Here is a 15653-nt window from a genome sequence, read left to right on the forward strand (position 1 = left end):
GAGAAGCGCAGAGAGTATCCCTTGCTCGAGCTTTAGTTTTTGAGCCTCAAGTTCTCTTCCTGGATGAGCCCTTCGCCTCTCTTGATCCTCCCACCAAGGAAGCACTCCGCGAGGATTTGGAGAGGGTCATAAGGGAGATGAAATTGACCACAGTTTATGTAACCCACGATCGAACGGAGGCTCTAATGCTCGCCGACCGAATGGCGGTTATGGATAAAGGTGAGATTCTCCAGATTGGTACGCCCGAGGAAATTTTCAATTATCCCGTGAATGAAAGGGTTGCAAATTTCGTTGGGGTTGAGACCATCCTTTCGGGAACAGTTGTTTCTCAAAGAAATGGTCTAGCCGATGTTGAGGTTACTGGAGGGGAAGTAGAAGTCCTTTGCGACTCTTCGGTGGGTGAAAAAGTCCTTCTATGTATTCGACCGGAGGAGGTGACTCTTCAAGGGACGAGAAACGAGAAACGAGAAGCGAGAAGCGAAGGTCGAGAGTTGATTTCAAGCGCCAGAAACAGATTCTTGAGCGTTGTAAAAAAGGTTATACCCCAAGGAGCCATCGTCAAAGTGCGTTTGGATTGCGGATTTCCCTTGGTCTCCTTCGTGACCAAGCAATCTGCGGAGGAGTTGAATTTGGAGGAAGGTCGAACCGTTGTAGCTAGTTTCAAGGCAACAGCGGTGCATGTGATAAGGAAATAAATTAAAAATTTAAAAATCAAAATGCATTTTAAATTTCTGTGGGTTTAAGACGAGCAACGAACAACGGGTTTAAAAGGGGGTAATGGAATTGATAAGTCCGGAAGAGGCGAGGGCCATTGTTTTAAATGAGGTTAAAACACTTCCCGCATGTGAAGTGGATATCCTGGATAGCTTGGGTTCCGTCCTTGCCGAAGATGTGGTATCGGATATGGATATCCCACCTTTTGATAACTCAGCAATGGATGGTTTTGCCGTTAAAACCAGTGATGCCAAAGGAGCCTCAAGGGAAAATCCCGTGAGACTTAAGATCGTCGACGATCAGCCGGCGGGGAGGGTAACCGATGTGGTTGTAACCTCTGGCGTTGCAGTGAAGGTCATGACCGGAGCACCCATACCCAAAGGAGCAGACGCGGTAATTAGAGTGGAGGATACTCAAACTTCCGGGGAGTGGGTATATATTCTACAAGAGGTCAAAGAGGGTCAAGATATTCGCCTCGCCGGAGAGGATATAAGAAAAGGAGAAACGGTCATAAGATCGGATACGGTGATCGGTCCTCCCCAGATTGGAATTCTGGCCTCTTTGGGTAGAAGTAGAGTAAGAGTCGTGCCCCGCCCAAGTGTGGCCATTTTGTGCACTGGAGATGAGCTGGTGGAGATAGACGAGCCACTTCCCATGGGCAAGATAAGGGATAGCAACAGTTACTCCACGGCTGCTCAGGTGATTGCCTGTGGAGCCAGACCCGTGAGGTTGGGTATTGCCAGGGATACCGTGGAGAGCATTGGCACCAAACTGAGAGAAGCTCTTCATTGTGATGTGATCGTAACAACTGCCGGTGTATCCGTAGGGGAGCACGATATAGTCAAGGATGTACTCGAGGATTTTGGTGCGGAACTCAAGTTCTGGAAGGTAGCTCAAAGACCGGGCATGCCTCTAGCTTTTTGGATGTTTAAAGGTAAGCCAGTCTTTGGATTGCCGGGAAATCCGGGAGCTTCGATGATTTGCTTCGAGGAGTATGTACGTCCCGCTATCCTTAAGATGAGGGGCAGAACAAAACTCTTTCGTCCCGAGGTTGAGGCCATTCTAACTCACGATATCAAAAAGAAACCCGGAAGGATGCACTATGTAAGGGTTCGTGTGGAGCGCAAGAATGGCGAGTACTATGCCACCAGCGCTGGTCCTCAAGGATCCGGGATTTTGAAGACCATGTCCCTGGCAAACGGTTTAGCTTTAATCCCGAAGGATGCGCCTTTAATGAAGGCCGGAGAAAGGGTGAAGGTTCATCTGATAGATATGCCGGAAGGTCACTAACTCGTCGCTCGACCCTCGTAGCTCATTTAAAAATGTTGGCGTAGTGATCATTTTCCGGCGACGAGGGCGGATTAAAAATGGGGGGTCATATGCCTGATTTAATCGATTCTTATAAGCGAAAAATAGATTATTTGAGGGTATCAATAACCGATAGATGTAACTTGCGGTGCATTTACTGTATGCCCAAGGAAGGAATTAAGCCAAAACCCCACAGTGAAATTCTCACCTACGAAGAAATTGAACTTTTTGCCAAGTGTGCGGTAAAGGTGGGCATTTCCAAGATAAGACTCACCGGTGGAGAACCCCTTGTGCGCAGAGGTGTCGTAGACTTGGTGCACCGTCTCTCTCAAATTTCGGATCTCAAGGACATGTCCTTGACTACCAATGGCATCCTGCTTAAAGGTTATGCTAAGGCTCTTGTCAATGCGGGGCTAAAGCGCATCAATATCAGCCTGGATTCTTTGGAACCGGAGGCCTATCGTCGTCTCACTCGGGGAGGCGATGTCAGGAAAGCCTTGGAAGGGATGAGTGCCGCTCTCGAAGTGGGACTGGATCCGGTAAAGATTAATGTGGTCGTTTTGCGAGGTCTAAATGAAGATCTTAAAAAATTCGCTGAGCTCATCTTCGAGTATCCGGTTCATGTAAGATTCATCGAATATATGCCCTTTAACCAGGAACTAAGTTATGAGGATAGATTCGTATCCTGTGCGGAAATGATGGAAAAACTCAAGGATTTAGGCGGATTGGAGGAGGTGTCTTCTCCCTTGGGGGCGGGTCCCGCCAGATACTATACATTTAAAGGAGCTCGGGGAACCATAGGTTTCATCAGTCCCATGAGCGGTCATTTTTGTTCCAAGTGCAATCGCCTTCGCTTGACCGCTGATGGTAAATTGAGAACCTGTCTCTTCTCGGAGGAGGAGATAGATGTGAAGAAAGTTCTTCGCCAGGGAGCTTCCGAGCAAAGGATAATGGAGTTAATAAGAGAAGCTCTTATTAACAAGCCCAAGGATAGGATGTCAATCCGAAGGGCGAGTCTAGAGCGTAGAATGTCTCAGATTGGAGGATGAAACCATGGAGTTCACTCATTTTGATGAGCATGGGAGAGCCAGGATGGTCGATGTAGGTGAAAAGGAGCCCACCGTCCGGGAGGCTATAGCCAGGGGACGGGTTAAGATGTCCCCGGAGACTTTGAAGTTGATCAAAACAGGGGGTATAAAGAAGGGCGATGTTCTAGCCGTGGCCCAGGTGGCCGGGATCATGGCTGCCAAGAGAACGTCGGAACTCATTCCCATGTGTCATCCCCTTCAAATTACCGCGGTGGATATCAACTTTTCCATGAATGATGAGTATTCTACCGTGGAGATCGAAGCTGTGGTCAAGACTCGCGATAGAACCGGCGTGGAGATGGAAGCCCTCGTCGCCGTTTTCGCCGCTGCACTGACCATTTACGATATGTGCAAAGCCGTTGACAGAGCAATCACACTAACGGATATAAGGCTGGTGAAGAAAACGGGTGGTAAATCGGGCACCTTCCTTAGAGAGGGAGAAGTAGTATGAGGGGCAAAAAATCCGCTGGCGAAGTGGTGTCCGTGAATATAAGCTGGGAAAAAGGTGTACGGAAGAAACCCATTGGGCGGTGTCAAGTCCTAGTGGATCATGGGCTGAAAGACGATGCTCATGCAGGCGGATGGCATCGCCAGGTGAGTCTGCTCGCCGAAGAGAGCATAAAGAGGATGCAAAAGCTCGGATTCGATGTCGGTCCCGGCGATTTTGCCGAGAATATAACCACACGGGGTGTCGATCTTTTATCGCTTCCCGTGGGAACTCGCTTGGAGATCGGGGATGGCATAATCTTGGAGGTTACTCAACACGGGAAAACATGTCACACCAAATGCGCTATCTATTACCGTGTGAAGGAGTGCATCATGCCCAAGGAGGGGATATTCGCAAGGGCACTCAAGGGCGGCGAAATAAAAATCGGAGATGAAATAAGGATTTTCAAATCCATTATATCGGGAGAGGGCTGAAATGAGCATAAAGGTTGCCATTCTAACCGTGAGCGATAAGGGTTTTCGAGGAGAGCGCGAGGATTTAAGCGGAAAAGTGATTGTCGAGAAAATGACATCTTTGGGAGCGGAAATCGTCCATCAAGAGATAGTCCCCGATGAATTCGATATTATTTCACAAAGATTGAGGTATTTGGCGGATGACATCGATGCAGATCTCGTACTCACCACTGGCGGTACGGGACTTTCCCCTCGGGATGTAACACCCGAGGCCACAAAAGCCGTCATCGAAAGGGAAGTTCCAGGGTTTGCTGAAGCCATGCGTCAGGAAAGTTTGAAAGTCACTCCTCATGCCATGCTATCCAGGGCGGTCAGTGGAATAAGGAAGCAAACTTTAATCATCAATCTTCCAGGGAGTCCAAAGGCAGTCAAGGAATGTCTGGAGGTCATTTTGCCCGCTCTTCCCCATGGAATAGAAATCCTTCGGGGAAGAGGGGGAGAGTGTGCTCTCACCAAATAGGTTGAATTTGTTTGTCTCTTGATTGAAAATTTTGGTAGAATTAAGCTGTTATTTGCCGACCGAGGAGGAGCATATGGAGAGAAGAACCCGTATACTCATAACTGTTGTCATCGTCCTCATACTTCTGGGCTACCTGGTTTATTCCACGGTGGGAGGTTCTTTTTTGTACTACAGGACGGTTAGTGAGGTAAAGATGGACGAGTCCTTGTATGGCAAACCGGTCAGGGTCATCGGTAAAGTTGTGAAGGGCTCCTTCGAGGAGAAAGAAGGTGGCTATAGATTCAAGATATCCGATGGGAAGGAAGAAATTCTCGTTCTTTATAAAGGTATTTTACCCTCCACCTTCAAGGAGGATGCTGAGGTCATCGCCGAAGGAATTTATGAACGAGGTGTCGGGATAAGGGCGAAGAATCTTCTTGCCAGGTGTCCCTCCAAGTACATCGCTAAATGATTAGGGGAAAAGATGGCCATACTGGGAAAGATTGCAATCTGGCTTTCACTTTTGGTCTCCATTTTAGCGGTTTGTATTCTTTTATATGGGATCAAAATAAGGCGTAAAAAATATGTTGAAGCTGGACGAACTGTTGCTATTTTTACTTTCGTTTTCATAACCGTAGCCTCCCTTGCGCTCTTGGTCGCTTTGGTGAAGAGGGATTTCTCCATCGCCTATGTCGCCAATCACACGAGTACATTCCTTCCCTTGTCCTACACGATCGCTGCTTTCTGGGCTGGCCAGGAGGGTTCTCTGCTCCTCTGGCTCTGGCTCATATCCCTTTTCACCCTAATATTCATGGTCTGGGGCAAAAGAAACGTTTTTGACTTCTATGCATTATCCATTTTGCTATTGGTACAGGCCTTCTTCATTTTTTTGTTGGCCGTTCCCGTGAGCCCTTTTAAGGAGGCTCCCTTCTTCATGCATGAGGGACGAGGCTTGAATCCTCTTCTCCAGCATTCGGTGATGGTTTTTCACCCACCCACCCTCTTCATGGGTTTTGCCGCTTTCACATTACCTTTTGCCATGGCAATGGCGGCTTTGCTAACTAGAGAACGGGGTATCGATTGGCTTGAGAGATGTAGGGGATGGACCCTTTTCGCCTGGATGTTTTTGGGCGTTGGAATATTTTTGGGCGGCCTTTGGGCCTACGAGGTACTCGGTTGGGGAGGTTACTGGGCTTGGGACCCCGTTGAGAATGCATCCCTATTTCCCTGGTTTACCGGTACCGCACTGCTCCATTCCTGCGTTGCATATCGAAAACGAAGGATTTTGAAGGTATGGATGATCGCACTTACCATCACTACATTTTTGCTTTGCATCTTGGCCACCTTCCTTACGCGCAGTGGAATCATCTCATCCGTGCATGCCTTCGGCGTATCCCCCGTTGGTCCCTATTTCCTGGGGTTTATGATCCTTGCTCTCCTGATATCCTTTGGCTTACTCATTTACACATATAAAGATTTCAAAGGTGAAGGGGAGGTCAGTCTTCTCTCCAGGGAATATGGTTTTCACCTCAATAATCTGGCCATGGTCTTCTGCACGCTTGTGGTTTTGATCGGCACCATGTTTCCCATCTTTTCATCGCTGGTCATTGGAGAGCAAATCTCCTTGGGTCCCGAATTTTACAGGAGATTGGCAATACCCTTTGGGCTCATTTACCTACTCCTGATAGGCATTTGCCCCATATTGGGGTGGCGTCAGACATCCTTTTCCAAGGTCAAGAGAGATATTTTTTATCCCATTGTCCTAGGTGTTATCGCTGCCATAACCACCTATCTGTTATGGGACAGGTGTTTGAAAGGGAGTGTCGCCTTTTTCATATGCACCTTTGCAGCGGTGGGGGTTATACAAACCTTCATTCGAGAGGTCAGGGCTCGGCGAAGGCAAACGAAGAAAGGGCTTCTGGCATCCCTTTGGTATCTCATTTCCAGCAATAGGGCTCGATATGGGGGATTAATCGTCCATCTGGCCATCGTTATAATGGTCGTGGGGCTCATCGGAACAACCTTTTATAACATAGACACCAAAGCATCGCTGGCAAAAAATGAGACCTTCAAGGTGAGAGACATAGAATTGAGATACGAGGAGATGGCATTTGAAAGGGGAATGGAGAAGGAGACCGTGGGGGTGCGACTGACCCTGTACGAAGGTGGGAGGAGAAAGGGCATCCTCACTCCTCGAATCGTCTATCACTACATCGAAGAATCTTCAATCGCAGAGGTGAGCATCAGAAGCACCTGCTTAAGAGATATCTTTGTGGCCTTGGAGAAGATCGGGAGGGATCATTCGGTCCTTCTGCATATAAAAATAAATCCCTTGATATGCTGGCTCTGGAACGGATGTATTCTTCTTTTCTTAGGGTCAGCCCTCGCCTTCTGGCCTGGTCAAAAACCTTAGTTGGACTATTGACGAGTTTGGTTTACACTTTGGCATTCAAGGGAGGTAATAATATACCTTTTAATTCTGGGAGAGAGAAATGCAGGATTCGCCGCTAATAAGGGTTGAAGGTCTTTCAAAAATTTTCGGTCGGAGGAAGGTATTACAGGACATAAACTTCGAATTGGAGAAGGGCGAATTTTTGACGATTGTCGGTCCAAATGGAGCGGGAAAGACGACGCTGATCAAAATTTTGGCGACTCTTGTTTTACCCTCATCGGGTTCGGCGAGCATAGATGGTTTTGATCTTCGGAGGGATTCGATAGCCATTCGGGAAAGAATGGGTTTAATTTCGCACAATCCACTCCTTTATGGTGATTTAACCGCCTACGAAAATTTGCTTTTCTACGGTAGGATGTTTGGCATCAAGGATTTGGAGGCGAGGATTTCTCAACTTTTGGAGAAGGTCGAGTTGGGGCATCGTAAATTCGATATCGTTCGAACGTTCTCCAGAGGAATGCAACAGAGACTTTCCATCGCCAGGGTCTTGCTCCACGATCCGTCCATCCTCCTTCTCGATGAGCCCCACAGCGGTCTCGATCCTCATGCCACCGAGATTCTCGATGACCTCCTGGAGGATTTGAAGAGGGAAGATCGTACTTTCATAATGGCCACTCATAATTTGGAAAAGGGTCTGAAGCACGCCACCTCAATTCTTATCTTGAGTGAAGGAAGGGTAGTTTTTCAGGGGGAGAAAGGTGCTCTTGACATCGCAAATTTAAGGGAAATCTACACCGGGTATGTGAGCCACGAGTGAACTATATTCGACAGATCCTGATCATCGTCAGAAAGGATATCGCTGCAGAGATTAGAACGAAAGAGATGCTCAATTCCATGCTCGTCTTCGTCATCCTAACCATGGTCATCTTTCACTTCGCTTTTGGAGAGGTTTTTGAGGGAGTGGAGATCGCGGCGGGCATTTTGTGGGCAGCCTTTCTATTCGCCGCTGTGCTGGGGCTTAACCGAATCTTCGTCCACGAGAAGGATGAGGGATGCCTGGATGGTTTGATGCTTTGCCCCACGGATAGAGCCGTGATTTACTTCGGTAAGGTCGTCTCCAGCCTGATATTTATTTTCGTCGTTCAAATATTGGCTCTTCCCATATTCTTTGTATTCTTCATAAAAATGATTCCCTTATCTACCCTTTGGCTACTGATTCTCCTGATAATCTTGAGCAATGTGGGGATCACCTCCGTGGGCACCTTGCTTTCAGCGATTTCTATCAATACCAAGGCAAGGGATCTCATGTTGCCCATACTCTTTTTCCCGGTGATTATTCCAATCCTTATAGCCGCCGTGAAATCAACCGGTTTAATCATGACCGCTTCAAAGTTCTCGGGTGATATTCTCATCTGGCTGAGAATGCTGGTCATTTATGATATCATTTTTTTGCTGGTGGGATTCTTGACCTTTGAATATGTTTTAGAGGAGTGAACATGGAAAGGAAAGCTCAGATTCTCTCTGGAGTCACCTTCATTGCCATGGTTTTGGCGATTTATATGGTTTTCATTTATGCACCCATTGAGAGGAAAATGGGCATCATTCAGAAGATATTCTATTTCCACGTATCCACGGCTTGGATCCCTTATCTTGCTTTCTTCGTTGTCTTCCTTTGCAGCATCCTATTCCTTTGGAAGAGGGAGAAAAGTTGGGATACCATAGCCATGAGCTCCGCTGAGGTCGGATTGGTCATAGATACTTTAGTCCTCATCACCGGTCCCATCTGGGCCAAACCCATTTGGGGAGTTTGGTGGACTTGGGAACCTCGCCTGACCACTTCACTCATCATGTGGTTGCTTTACGCAGGATATTTGCTGCTCAGAAGATCGGTTGAGGATGAAATGCGTCGGGCGAGATTCGCAGCCGTATATGGGTTCGCCGCTTTCATCAGCGTCCCCATATCCTTCATGTCCATTAGATGGTGGCGAACGATCCACCCCGTGGTCATCAAGCCCACGGGCATCGAGCTAGAACCTCCCATGATCAGCGCGTTGATCGTGTGCCTGGTCGCTTTCACCATATTTTATTTCTGTCTCTTGCAGCAGAGGTATCGTTTGGAGAGGATAAAGGATGAAATCGAGGACATTAAAAGTGAGCTTGGGGGTTGATGGGAAATGCGCTATTTGATCGCAGCCTATTTTGCCGTTTGGATCGTCCTTTTCCTTTACGTCTTAACCATCGAAAGAAGATTAGCCCATCTCTCCAGGGAGTTGAAACTCCTTCGGGAGGTTGCTGAGAAAAAGAAGTAGCGGGGACAGTCCTCAAAGGAGGTTGGGATGGAGAGGATCAGCGTTTTTCTTTTTTGGCTTGCTCTCGCCATATACGTGCTGGCTTTTGCGATGTATGCCAACTTCTTCGCCTCTAGGAGGCATATAGCCGGTAGTCTGGCCACTGGAATGACCATCGGTGGATGGGTGGTGCACACGGTATCTTTGATTTTTCGAGGATTGGTCTCGGGTCATCTGCCCGGGGCAACTGCTTACGAGTCCCTCTCCGCCGTGGCCTGGCTCGTGATCATGGCCTATCTTTTTGTGGAATATTTCTCTAAGTCCAAGGTTTTGGGAATCTTCATCACCGCCATCAATTGCGTGTTTTTGCTCAAAGCCTGGGGCCATTATCAACCTCCCGGACCTCGCCTTTCAATATTGCGAAGTTCCTTGGTGGATGTTCATTTCATGCTTATTTTCATTGCTTCGGCTGCCTTCACCGTTGCCGCCGGGTGCGGACTGCTCTATCTTTTGCAGGAATGGCAGATGAAGGGGAGAAGACCGAACATTCTATTTCGGCGTCTCCCCTCTTTAGAAGTTTTGGATGATGTGGGCTATCGAGCTGTACTCGCTGGTTTTCTCTTCTTCACCCTTTGCGTGGCTACTGGGGCAATCCAGGCTCGTCAGGTGTGGGGTACAATTTGGGATCCCATCGTTGTCGCCTCCGCGGTTTCTTGGTCGATTTATGCTTTTTATCTGTTACTCAGAGCCACAGCGGGCTGGATGGGCAAGAGAGCGGCTGTATTAGCCATCATTGGATTTTTATGCGTGATGTCCATAAGGTTTGCCATAGTTCCTTACGTGAGTTACCTTCATGGGTTTAGAGGTTAGAGCGGTTAGAGCCACCGGTGCTGGCTCAAGCTCGGCAAGCGGGGTAAAATTATAAAAGGCATTTGATTTGGCGATACTTAAGGAGCGGATCAAGCGATGTATATCATCGTGATGGGACTCTCTCACAAGACTGCTCCAGTGGAGATCAGGGAAAAATTGACATTTCCGGGATCCAAACTGGAGGAATCCCTCCATTACCTGCTGGAATACGATCACATCAGTGAAGGCGTAATCCTCTCCACCTGCAATCGAACGGAGATCTATGCGGTCTCCGACGACCCCGATAAAGGAAAAAAGGATCTGATAAAATTCCTGAGTCGGTACCACAATTTAGATTCCAAAAAATTTCGTGACCATTTGTACTTTCGTCACTCAATTGATGCCATCCACCACCTCTTTGAGGTTGTTACCAGCTTAGATTCCATGGTTGTGGGAGAAGCCCAAATCTTGGGTCAGGTCAAAGAGGCATACGCTCACGCTTTCGAAGCCCACGCCACCAGCGTCATTTTCAATAGGCTCTTCAGACACGCTTTTAAGGTTGGCAAAAGAGTGCGAACGGAGACCGGAATCGGGGAGAGTGCTGTTTCCGTGAGTTATGTGGCCGTGGAATTGGCTAAAAAAGTCTTTGAGGATTTGGCTGGTCGCACCGTGATGATAATAGGCGCTGGTGAGATGAGTGAGCTTACGGCGAAGCACCTCGTGGCCAATGGGGTGACATCCGTACTCGTTTCCAACCGCACCTATGAGCGAGCGGTAGAATTAGCAGATCGATTTCATGGAAAGGCAGTAAAATTCAATGAGTTTCCCGATTACATGGTGGACACGGATATAGTGATAAGTTCCACCGGGGCTCCTCATTACATCGTTAAGAGGGAAACCGTGGCTGAGGTGATGCGCAAAAGGAGATTTAAACCCATCTTCTTGATCGATATAGCCGTCCCTAGGGATATCGACCCCGAAGTCAATAAGATTTACAATGCATTTCTCTTCGACATAGATGATCTCCAATCCGTGGTCGACGCCAATTTAGTCGAGCGAGCCAGGGAGGCAAAGAAGGCTGAGTCGATCGTCGATCGGGAAGTTGAAGAATTCATGGCCTGGCTCAGTTCCCTTGAGGTCGTTCCAACCATAACCGCTTTGAGAAAGAAGGCTGAAGCGATAAGAGAGGCGGAGACGGAGAAGGCTTTGAATAGGTTGGGAGAGCTATCCGAGAGGGAAAAAAATATAATCAATGCACTCACCGGAGTGATCATTAATAAGCTTCTCCACGAACCCATCGTCCGCATCAAGGAGTGCTCTCGGCGCAAAGATGGATATCTGTATATAGAATCCCTTCGTCATCTTTTCGACCTCGAGGCAATGGAGAAGGAAAGGACGAAAGACGAAGGGCGAAGGACGAAGGACGAAGGGCGGAAAGGATTACATGGGTAAGCGTTCAAAAATTGTCATCGGTAGCAGAGGAAGCCAACTGGCGCTTTTGCAAACAAATTTTGTTGCTCAAAATCTTAAAGACCTTGTACCTTGTGAAATTTGTATTAAAAGGATAAAGACCAGAGGAGATAAAATTCTGGATTCACCTTTGGCAAAGATAGGGGGAAAGGGTCTTTTCGTCAAAGAGATTGAACTTGCCCTTGAGCGTGGCGAGATAGATTTAGCCGTCCACTCCATGAAGGATGTTCCCACGGATATCCCCTCAGGACTCACCATCGCAGCCATACTTCAGCGTGATGATCCCCGAGATGTACTCATCTCCCGAGACAACATACCCTTACGGGATTTACCCAGGGAGGCGATGATCGGTACCAGCAGTCTCAGGCGTAAAGCTCAACTTCTCCATTTCAGACCGGATCTTAAGCTCGTGGACATCAGAGGCAATCTCGATACCAGACTTAAGAAACTGGAATCTGGTCAGTTCGACGCGATAATCGTGGCCGCAGCCGGTATCGATCGCATGGGTTGGTCAGAGAGGGTGAGCGAAAGGATTCCCACGGAGATTTGTCTTTCCGCGGTGGGGCAAGGAGCCATTGGCATCGAGGCGAGAATCGATGATCATGAGATGATTGAGCTTGCAAGGCAGCTCAATCACCCTGAAACTTGGATTTCCATTTCGGCCGAGAGGGCACTGATGAGGAGACTGGGAGGGGGTTGCCAGGTTCCCATCGCCGCTCTAGGGGAAGTGCAGAATGATGAATTAAGGCTCACCGCCCTCGTTGCCAGCTTGGATGGCACTAGGTTGGTTAGGGATAGTATCATTGGAGATCCCTCTCGGTCCCAAGATCTTGGGATTCTTTTAGCCGCAAGATTGCTTGAGCGAGGGGCAGATCAAATTTTGAAAGAAATCCGCTACCTAAGTGGGAAGTGTTAACCCATCTTGTTAATTCCTGTTAATAATACATTGGAAGCAACGGTTATCTTTTGCAACTTGGGAAAAACACAAAAGTTTTGCTGGGAAGCGAGGATGCTACGTGGTGGGGAAGGTATATCTCGAGGATAGACCCCTTTTTAGAAAGAGAGTTCTGGTCACCAGGTCCAAGGCTCAAGCCAGTGCTCTTGTCCAGGCATTGGAGAGGTTGGGGGCGGAGGTCATAGAATTTCCCACCATCAAAATTTTGCCACCGGAGGATTTCAAGACCCTGGACTTAAAGATCGATAACCTTCAGCAATACCACTGGATCATCTTCACCAGCGTTAATGGAGTGTCCTTTTTTATGGAGAGACTCTATCACAAGGGGAAAGATTTACGGGAACTTAAAGGGATAAAAATCGCCGCCATCGGTCCAGCAACTGGTCGGGAGCTAAAGAGATGGGGTCTCACCACCGATTATATCCCCCGAGAATATCGTGCCGAATCGATCATAGAAGGGTTCAAGAAGAGAGAGGTGGAGGGGACCAACATCCTCATTCCCCGAGCCGAAAAGGCACGGGAAATCCTCCCCCAAGAACTAAGGGAGCTGGGGGCAAGCGTGGATGTGGTAACGGCGTACCGAACGGTCATTGATGACTCCCCCGTAAGTGGAGTTAAAGAGATACTATCTCGAGGTGAAATTGATATCATCACTTTTACCAGCTCTTCCACGGTCAAAAATTTTGTTCGCCTTCTTGAAGGCATCGACCTTAAAAGGATTCTCCAAAAGGTGATGGTGGCTTGCATTGGACCGATCACCGCGAGTACTGCCCAGGACCTCGGTCTAAAGGTCGATGTAATAGCCGAAGAATACACAATTGAAGGGTTGATAAAAGCGATACTTAAAAAATTCACTTGTAACTCGTAACTCGCCTCTCCATTTTTTGCTTGCGGTTTGACGTGCCAGCAGGATACGTAAGCGGATACCTCTTATCTCACGGTGAGGAGAGTCTTACTATTTGTAAAGTATGCTAAAAAATTTAAAGTTCAAAGAAACATTTGCCGATAAAGATATAGAAGAAACTGTACAAATAGTGAGGAGCCTCAAATGTACTACGACAGTGAAATCGGTCTTCGCTTGAGGAATGTTCGAGAGAGCAAAAGATTAAGCCGCAAAGATGTGGAGAAATTGACCGGAGGCGAGTTCAAAGAGTCGATCCTGGCGATGTACGAAAGTGGCAGGAGAAGGATCTGCGCTTCCCGTTTAAAAAGACTCGCGGATTTTTACGGTGTACCAGTCTCCTTCCTGCTTGGTGAGACTTTCACACCCCAGCCTCCCCAAAGTTACGACATTGAAGCCATGCTCATGTCCGATCCCAAATATTCAGAGGAGGAAAGAGAGCTCCTTCTTCACGTAATCGAGATAATAAAGGCGAAGAGAAGAGCGGAGGGGAAGGAATAGATGGAAAGGTGATCACCATTGATTATCTATGCCCATTGGTATTTGAGGCAGCGAGCGGAAGATTTGGTGAAGAAATTTGGTTTTAGGAATCCACCCGTGGACCTATACAACGTCGCATGCTCTCTGGGCATAGAAATAATAGAGTTATCCCTTCCTACTTGGTTCTTTGGAGCTCTTCTGAACATTAAAGGCGATTATTACATTGTTCTCAATAAATTAATGCCCCAAAGTCGTAAAAATTTCACCATCGCTCACGAGATTGCCCATCATCAACTTCACGGTGGGGAAATCTGTTCAATGAAGAATAGCAAGAGAGATTATTTTCACCGTGAAGCCGATATTTTCGCCGCTGAGCTTTGTATGCCTTCTTTCATGGTCATAAGGGAGGCTCGTAACTGGGGTAACGATTATAAATTTTTGGCTCATCTCTTCGGGGTGAGCGAAATTGCCATGCTCAGGAAGTTGCAGGAATTAAGGCTCATCCCCGCCGAGAACTATGCCTGGTCTTGCGTCAAAAAGTAACCTGGACTAGAGCACTTCACCCCGACCATGGCGTTAACCCACCTTGTTAATAATACACCTTTAATTCTTTTCGCCATCGCGTTTGACCATCAATTGATGGGCGATCTCGTTCAGTCTAGCGTAGTAGCTTGCCCACTCGAGAGGCATATTTTGTCGAGACTCCTCTCTATAATTTTTAATGTATTTGCCGGTTATTGGCTCGGTGGATTGATACCTTTTGGCTTTATTTGCCCCCGAAGATTCCATCGCTTGCTCCTTCGCCTTAGGAGCCACGATTTCGAGCAGTCCATTTGAGAGCATTCTGACCAGAATTCTGCAGAGTGAAAGGGACGTCAAATGAGATTTATCCTTTAAATCTTTGACACTCCTCTTCTTATCCAGTAGGTACAGGACTTTCCATTCTTGGGGCTTTATGATAATGTCCTCATTCGATTTACCGGGAGCTTCGGACATTTGTACCATTGTATCAAGGGAGGGAAGTACCTCCTTTATCTTTTTCCACTCTTCCTGACGCTTGGTGGCTTCGGCTAAGATGTCCTCGACGCTCATGTATATCCCGATATCTTCCTCTTCGGGGATATTCTCGGTTTCGAAATAGTAGGAACCCTCTTTCCAATCGAAGATTTCAAAGAGGGCGTCTTCTATTTGTTCTTTTATGAATTGCTCGAGCACGTCTTTCTTCATCCCCCTGGAGATCAAGATTTCCCCAAGGCGCTTCTCGGGTTGCTCTTGTTGACATAAAAGAGCTTCTTTCAAATCATCCTGGGATATTAGCCCCGCATCTATCAACCGCGTGCCCAGGGGAATCCGATTTTGAGGGGTTATGGCGAAAAAGACTCGTCCCTCTCTGAAGTAAATTTTACCTTCAGCACCTTTAGAACTCACCGTGAGGCTTCCCGTTTTTCCGGCCAGGCTTATCAGCTGAAAGATCTGTGAAAGACTGAACTCGTTTAAATTTCCCTGCAAAGGCATTTAAATCACCACCCTCCATCGTTGTTGGTTAGTTAGCCGTTAGCTACTTGGCTATAAGCAGAACCAGCAAACAAGTACTATAGGTTTTGAATGATCGCCGTATATATCTTTATGGCCGCCGGACCCAAAATGACCACCATTAGTGCCGGAAAGATGCAGAATACCAAGGGGAATACCATTTTCACCGGGGTTTTCATCGCAATTTCCTCGGCCTTCTGTCTCCGCTTTATCCTCATCTCCTGTGCTTGCACACGGAGAACCTTGGTGATGCTGATGCCAAAGACATCCGCTTGG

General features: G+C 47.6%; 20 protein-coding genes. 18 read left to right on the forward strand and 2 right to left on the reverse strand.

Features of this window, described 5'->3' with window-relative positions:
* The 18 genes from AB1466_01725 to AB1466_01810 all read left to right on the forward strand — a co-directional run.
* On the forward strand, positions 1–695 hold a 695-nt coding region (locus AB1466_01725; protein MEW6188820.1), incomplete at its 5' end, for an ABC transporter ATP-binding protein.
* Positions 696–777: 82 nt separating this feature from the next.
* On the forward strand, positions 778–2004 hold the full coding sequence (gene glp / locus AB1466_01730; GenBank protein ID MEW6188821.1) for a gephyrin-like molybdotransferase Glp: 1227 nt from the start codon (positions 778–780) through the stop codon (positions 2002–2004).
* An 89-nt stretch (positions 2005–2093) separates the two neighbouring features.
* Positions 2094–3071, forward strand: a complete 978-nt coding sequence (moaA, locus tag AB1466_01735; protein MEW6188822.1) for a GTP 3',8-cyclase MoaA — start codon at positions 2094–2096, stop codon at positions 3069–3071.
* A 4-nt stretch (positions 3072–3075) separates the two neighbouring features.
* Positions 3076–3561 (forward strand): cyclic pyranopterin monophosphate synthase MoaC, encoded by a 486-nt coding sequence (moaC, locus tag AB1466_01740; protein ID MEW6188823.1) that lies wholly within the window; start codon positions 3076–3078, stop codon positions 3559–3561.
* A complete protein-coding gene (locus AB1466_01745; protein ID MEW6188824.1) occupies positions 3558–4031 on the forward strand; it encodes an MOSC domain-containing protein in 474 nt (157 codons plus the stop codon). The genes moaC and AB1466_01745 overlap by 4 nt, the downstream gene beginning before the upstream one ends.
* A gap of 1 nt (position 4032) precedes the next feature.
* Entirely contained in the window at positions 4033–4530 is a 498-nt protein-coding gene (mog, locus tag AB1466_01750; protein ID MEW6188825.1) for a molybdopterin adenylyltransferase, read from the forward strand.
* A 73-nt stretch (positions 4531–4603) separates the two neighbouring features.
* Positions 4604–4981 carry a cytochrome c maturation protein CcmE gene (locus AB1466_01755; GenBank protein ID MEW6188826.1) on the forward strand — a complete coding sequence of 126 codons (378 nt, stop codon included), beginning with the start codon at positions 4604–4606 and terminating at the stop codon, positions 4979–4981.
* A 12-nt stretch (positions 4982–4993) separates the two neighbouring features.
* Positions 4994–6922: a cytochrome c-type biogenesis CcmF C-terminal domain-containing protein gene (locus AB1466_01760; protein MEW6188827.1), complete on the forward strand. Its 1929-nt coding sequence runs from the start codon at positions 4994–4996 to the stop codon at positions 6920–6922.
* 79 nt (positions 6923–7001) lie between these two features.
* On the forward strand, positions 7002–7718 hold the full coding sequence (locus AB1466_01765) for an ABC transporter ATP-binding protein (GenBank protein ID MEW6188828.1): 717 nt from the start codon (positions 7002–7004) through the stop codon (positions 7716–7718).
* Complete coding sequence (locus tag AB1466_01770; protein MEW6188829.1) at positions 7715–8395, forward strand: heme exporter protein CcmB; 681 nt, start codon at positions 7715–7717, stop codon at positions 8393–8395. Before AB1466_01765 ends, AB1466_01770 begins: the two co-directional genes overlap by 4 nt.
* A gap of 2 nt (positions 8396–8397) precedes the next feature.
* Positions 8398–9069, forward strand: a complete 672-nt coding sequence (gene ccsA, locus AB1466_01775; protein ID MEW6188830.1) for a cytochrome c biogenesis protein CcsA — start codon at positions 8398–8400, stop codon at positions 9067–9069.
* 6 nt (positions 9070–9075) lie between these two features.
* Positions 9076–9210, forward strand: coding sequence for a CcmD family protein (locus tag AB1466_01780; protein ID MEW6188831.1), 135 nt, complete (start codon positions 9076–9078; stop codon positions 9208–9210).
* A 27-nt stretch (positions 9211–9237) separates the two neighbouring features.
* Complete coding sequence (ccsA, locus tag AB1466_01785) at positions 9238–10059, forward strand: cytochrome c biogenesis protein CcsA (protein ID MEW6188832.1); 822 nt, start codon at positions 9238–9240, stop codon at positions 10057–10059.
* A 96-nt stretch (positions 10060–10155) separates the two neighbouring features.
* The gene (gene hemA / locus AB1466_01790; protein MEW6188833.1) at positions 10156–11490 is read left to right on the forward strand and encodes a glutamyl-tRNA reductase; all 1335 of its coding nucleotides are present in this window, start codon (positions 10156–10158) and stop codon (positions 11488–11490) included.
* A complete protein-coding gene (gene hemC, locus AB1466_01795) occupies positions 11483–12424 on the forward strand; it encodes a hydroxymethylbilane synthase (protein ID MEW6188834.1) in 942 nt (313 codons plus the stop codon). The genes hemA and hemC overlap by 8 nt, the downstream gene beginning before the upstream one ends.
* 100 nt (positions 12425–12524) lie before the next feature.
* Positions 12525–13331 (forward strand): uroporphyrinogen-III synthase, encoded by an 807-nt coding sequence (locus AB1466_01800; protein ID MEW6188835.1) that lies wholly within the window; start codon positions 12525–12527, stop codon positions 13329–13331.
* Positions 13332–13511: 180 nt separating this feature from the next.
* A complete protein-coding gene (locus tag AB1466_01805) occupies positions 13512–13865 on the forward strand; it encodes a helix-turn-helix transcriptional regulator (GenBank protein ID MEW6188836.1) in 354 nt (117 codons plus the stop codon).
* 18 nt (positions 13866–13883) lie between these two features.
* Positions 13884–14387, forward strand: a complete 504-nt coding sequence (locus AB1466_01810) for an ImmA/IrrE family metallo-endopeptidase (GenBank protein ID MEW6188837.1) — start codon at positions 13884–13886, stop codon at positions 14385–14387.
* Positions 14388–14447: 60 nt separating this feature from the next.
* On the opposite strand, the gene AB1466_01815 is transcribed toward AB1466_01810, so the two are convergent.
* Together AB1466_01815 and AB1466_01820 are read right to left on the reverse strand one after the other, a co-directional pair.
* Positions 14448–15359: a DUF4388 domain-containing protein gene (locus AB1466_01815; GenBank protein MEW6188838.1), complete on the reverse strand. Its 912-nt coding sequence runs from the start codon at positions 15357–15359 to the stop codon at positions 14448–14450.
* A gap of 77 nt (positions 15360–15436) precedes the next feature.
* On the reverse strand, positions 15437–15653 hold a 217-nt coding region (locus AB1466_01820; GenBank protein MEW6188839.1), incomplete at its 5' end, for a type II secretion system F family protein.

This window comes from Actinomycetota bacterium, from assembly GCA_040755895.1.
Taxonomy (GTDB): domain Bacteria; phylum Actinomycetota; class Aquicultoria; order Subteraquimicrobiales; family Subteraquimicrobiaceae; genus Subteraquimicrobium.

What these genes read in the sequence shown, in the direction of transcription:
- AB1466_01755 (MEW6188826.1), top strand. Translation starts at nt 4,604, where the DNA reads ATGGAGAGAAGAACCCGTATACTCATAACTGTTGTCATCGTCCTCATA.
- AB1466_01760 (MEW6188827.1), top strand. Translation starts at nt 4,994, where the DNA reads ATGGCCATACTGGGAAAGATTGCAATCTGGCTTTCACTTTTGGTCTCC.
- AB1466_01765 (MEW6188828.1), top strand. Translation starts at nt 7,002, where the DNA reads ATGCAGGATTCGCCGCTAATAAGGGTTGAAGGTCTTTCAAAAATTTTC.
- mog (MEW6188825.1), top strand. Translation starts at nt 4,033, where the DNA reads ATGAGCATAAAGGTTGCCATTCTAACCGTGAGCGATAAGGGTTTTCGA.
- hemA (MEW6188833.1), top strand. Translation starts at nt 10,156, where the DNA reads ATGTATATCATCGTGATGGGACTCTCTCACAAGACTGCTCCAGTGGAG.
- AB1466_01780 (MEW6188831.1), top strand. Translation starts at nt 9,076, where the DNA reads ATGCGCTATTTGATCGCAGCCTATTTTGCCGTTTGGATCGTCCTTTTC.
- moaC (MEW6188823.1), top strand. Translation starts at nt 3,076, where the DNA reads ATGGAGTTCACTCATTTTGATGAGCATGGGAGAGCCAGGATGGTCGAT.
- hemC (MEW6188834.1), top strand. Translation starts at nt 11,483, where the DNA reads ATGGGTAAGCGTTCAAAAATTGTCATCGGTAGCAGAGGAAGCCAACTG.
- moaA (MEW6188822.1), top strand. Translation starts at nt 2,094, where the DNA reads ATGCCTGATTTAATCGATTCTTATAAGCGAAAAATAGATTATTTGAGG.
- AB1466_01805 (MEW6188836.1), top strand. Translation starts at nt 13,512, where the DNA reads ATGTACTACGACAGTGAAATCGGTCTTCGCTTGAGGAATGTTCGAGAG.
- AB1466_01815 (MEW6188838.1), bottom strand. Translation starts at nt 15,359, where the DNA reads ATGCCTTTGCAGGGAAATTTAAACGAGTTCAGTCTTTCACAGATCTTT.
- ccsA (MEW6188832.1), top strand. Translation starts at nt 9,238, where the DNA reads ATGGAGAGGATCAGCGTTTTTCTTTTTTGGCTTGCTCTCGCCATATAC.
- ccsA (MEW6188830.1), top strand. Translation starts at nt 8,398, where the DNA reads ATGGAAAGGAAAGCTCAGATTCTCTCTGGAGTCACCTTCATTGCCATG.
- AB1466_01745 (MEW6188824.1), top strand. Translation starts at nt 3,558, where the DNA reads ATGAGGGGCAAAAAATCCGCTGGCGAAGTGGTGTCCGTGAATATAAGC.
- glp (MEW6188821.1), top strand. Translation starts at nt 778, where the DNA reads ATGGAATTGATAAGTCCGGAAGAGGCGAGGGCCATTGTTTTAAATGAG.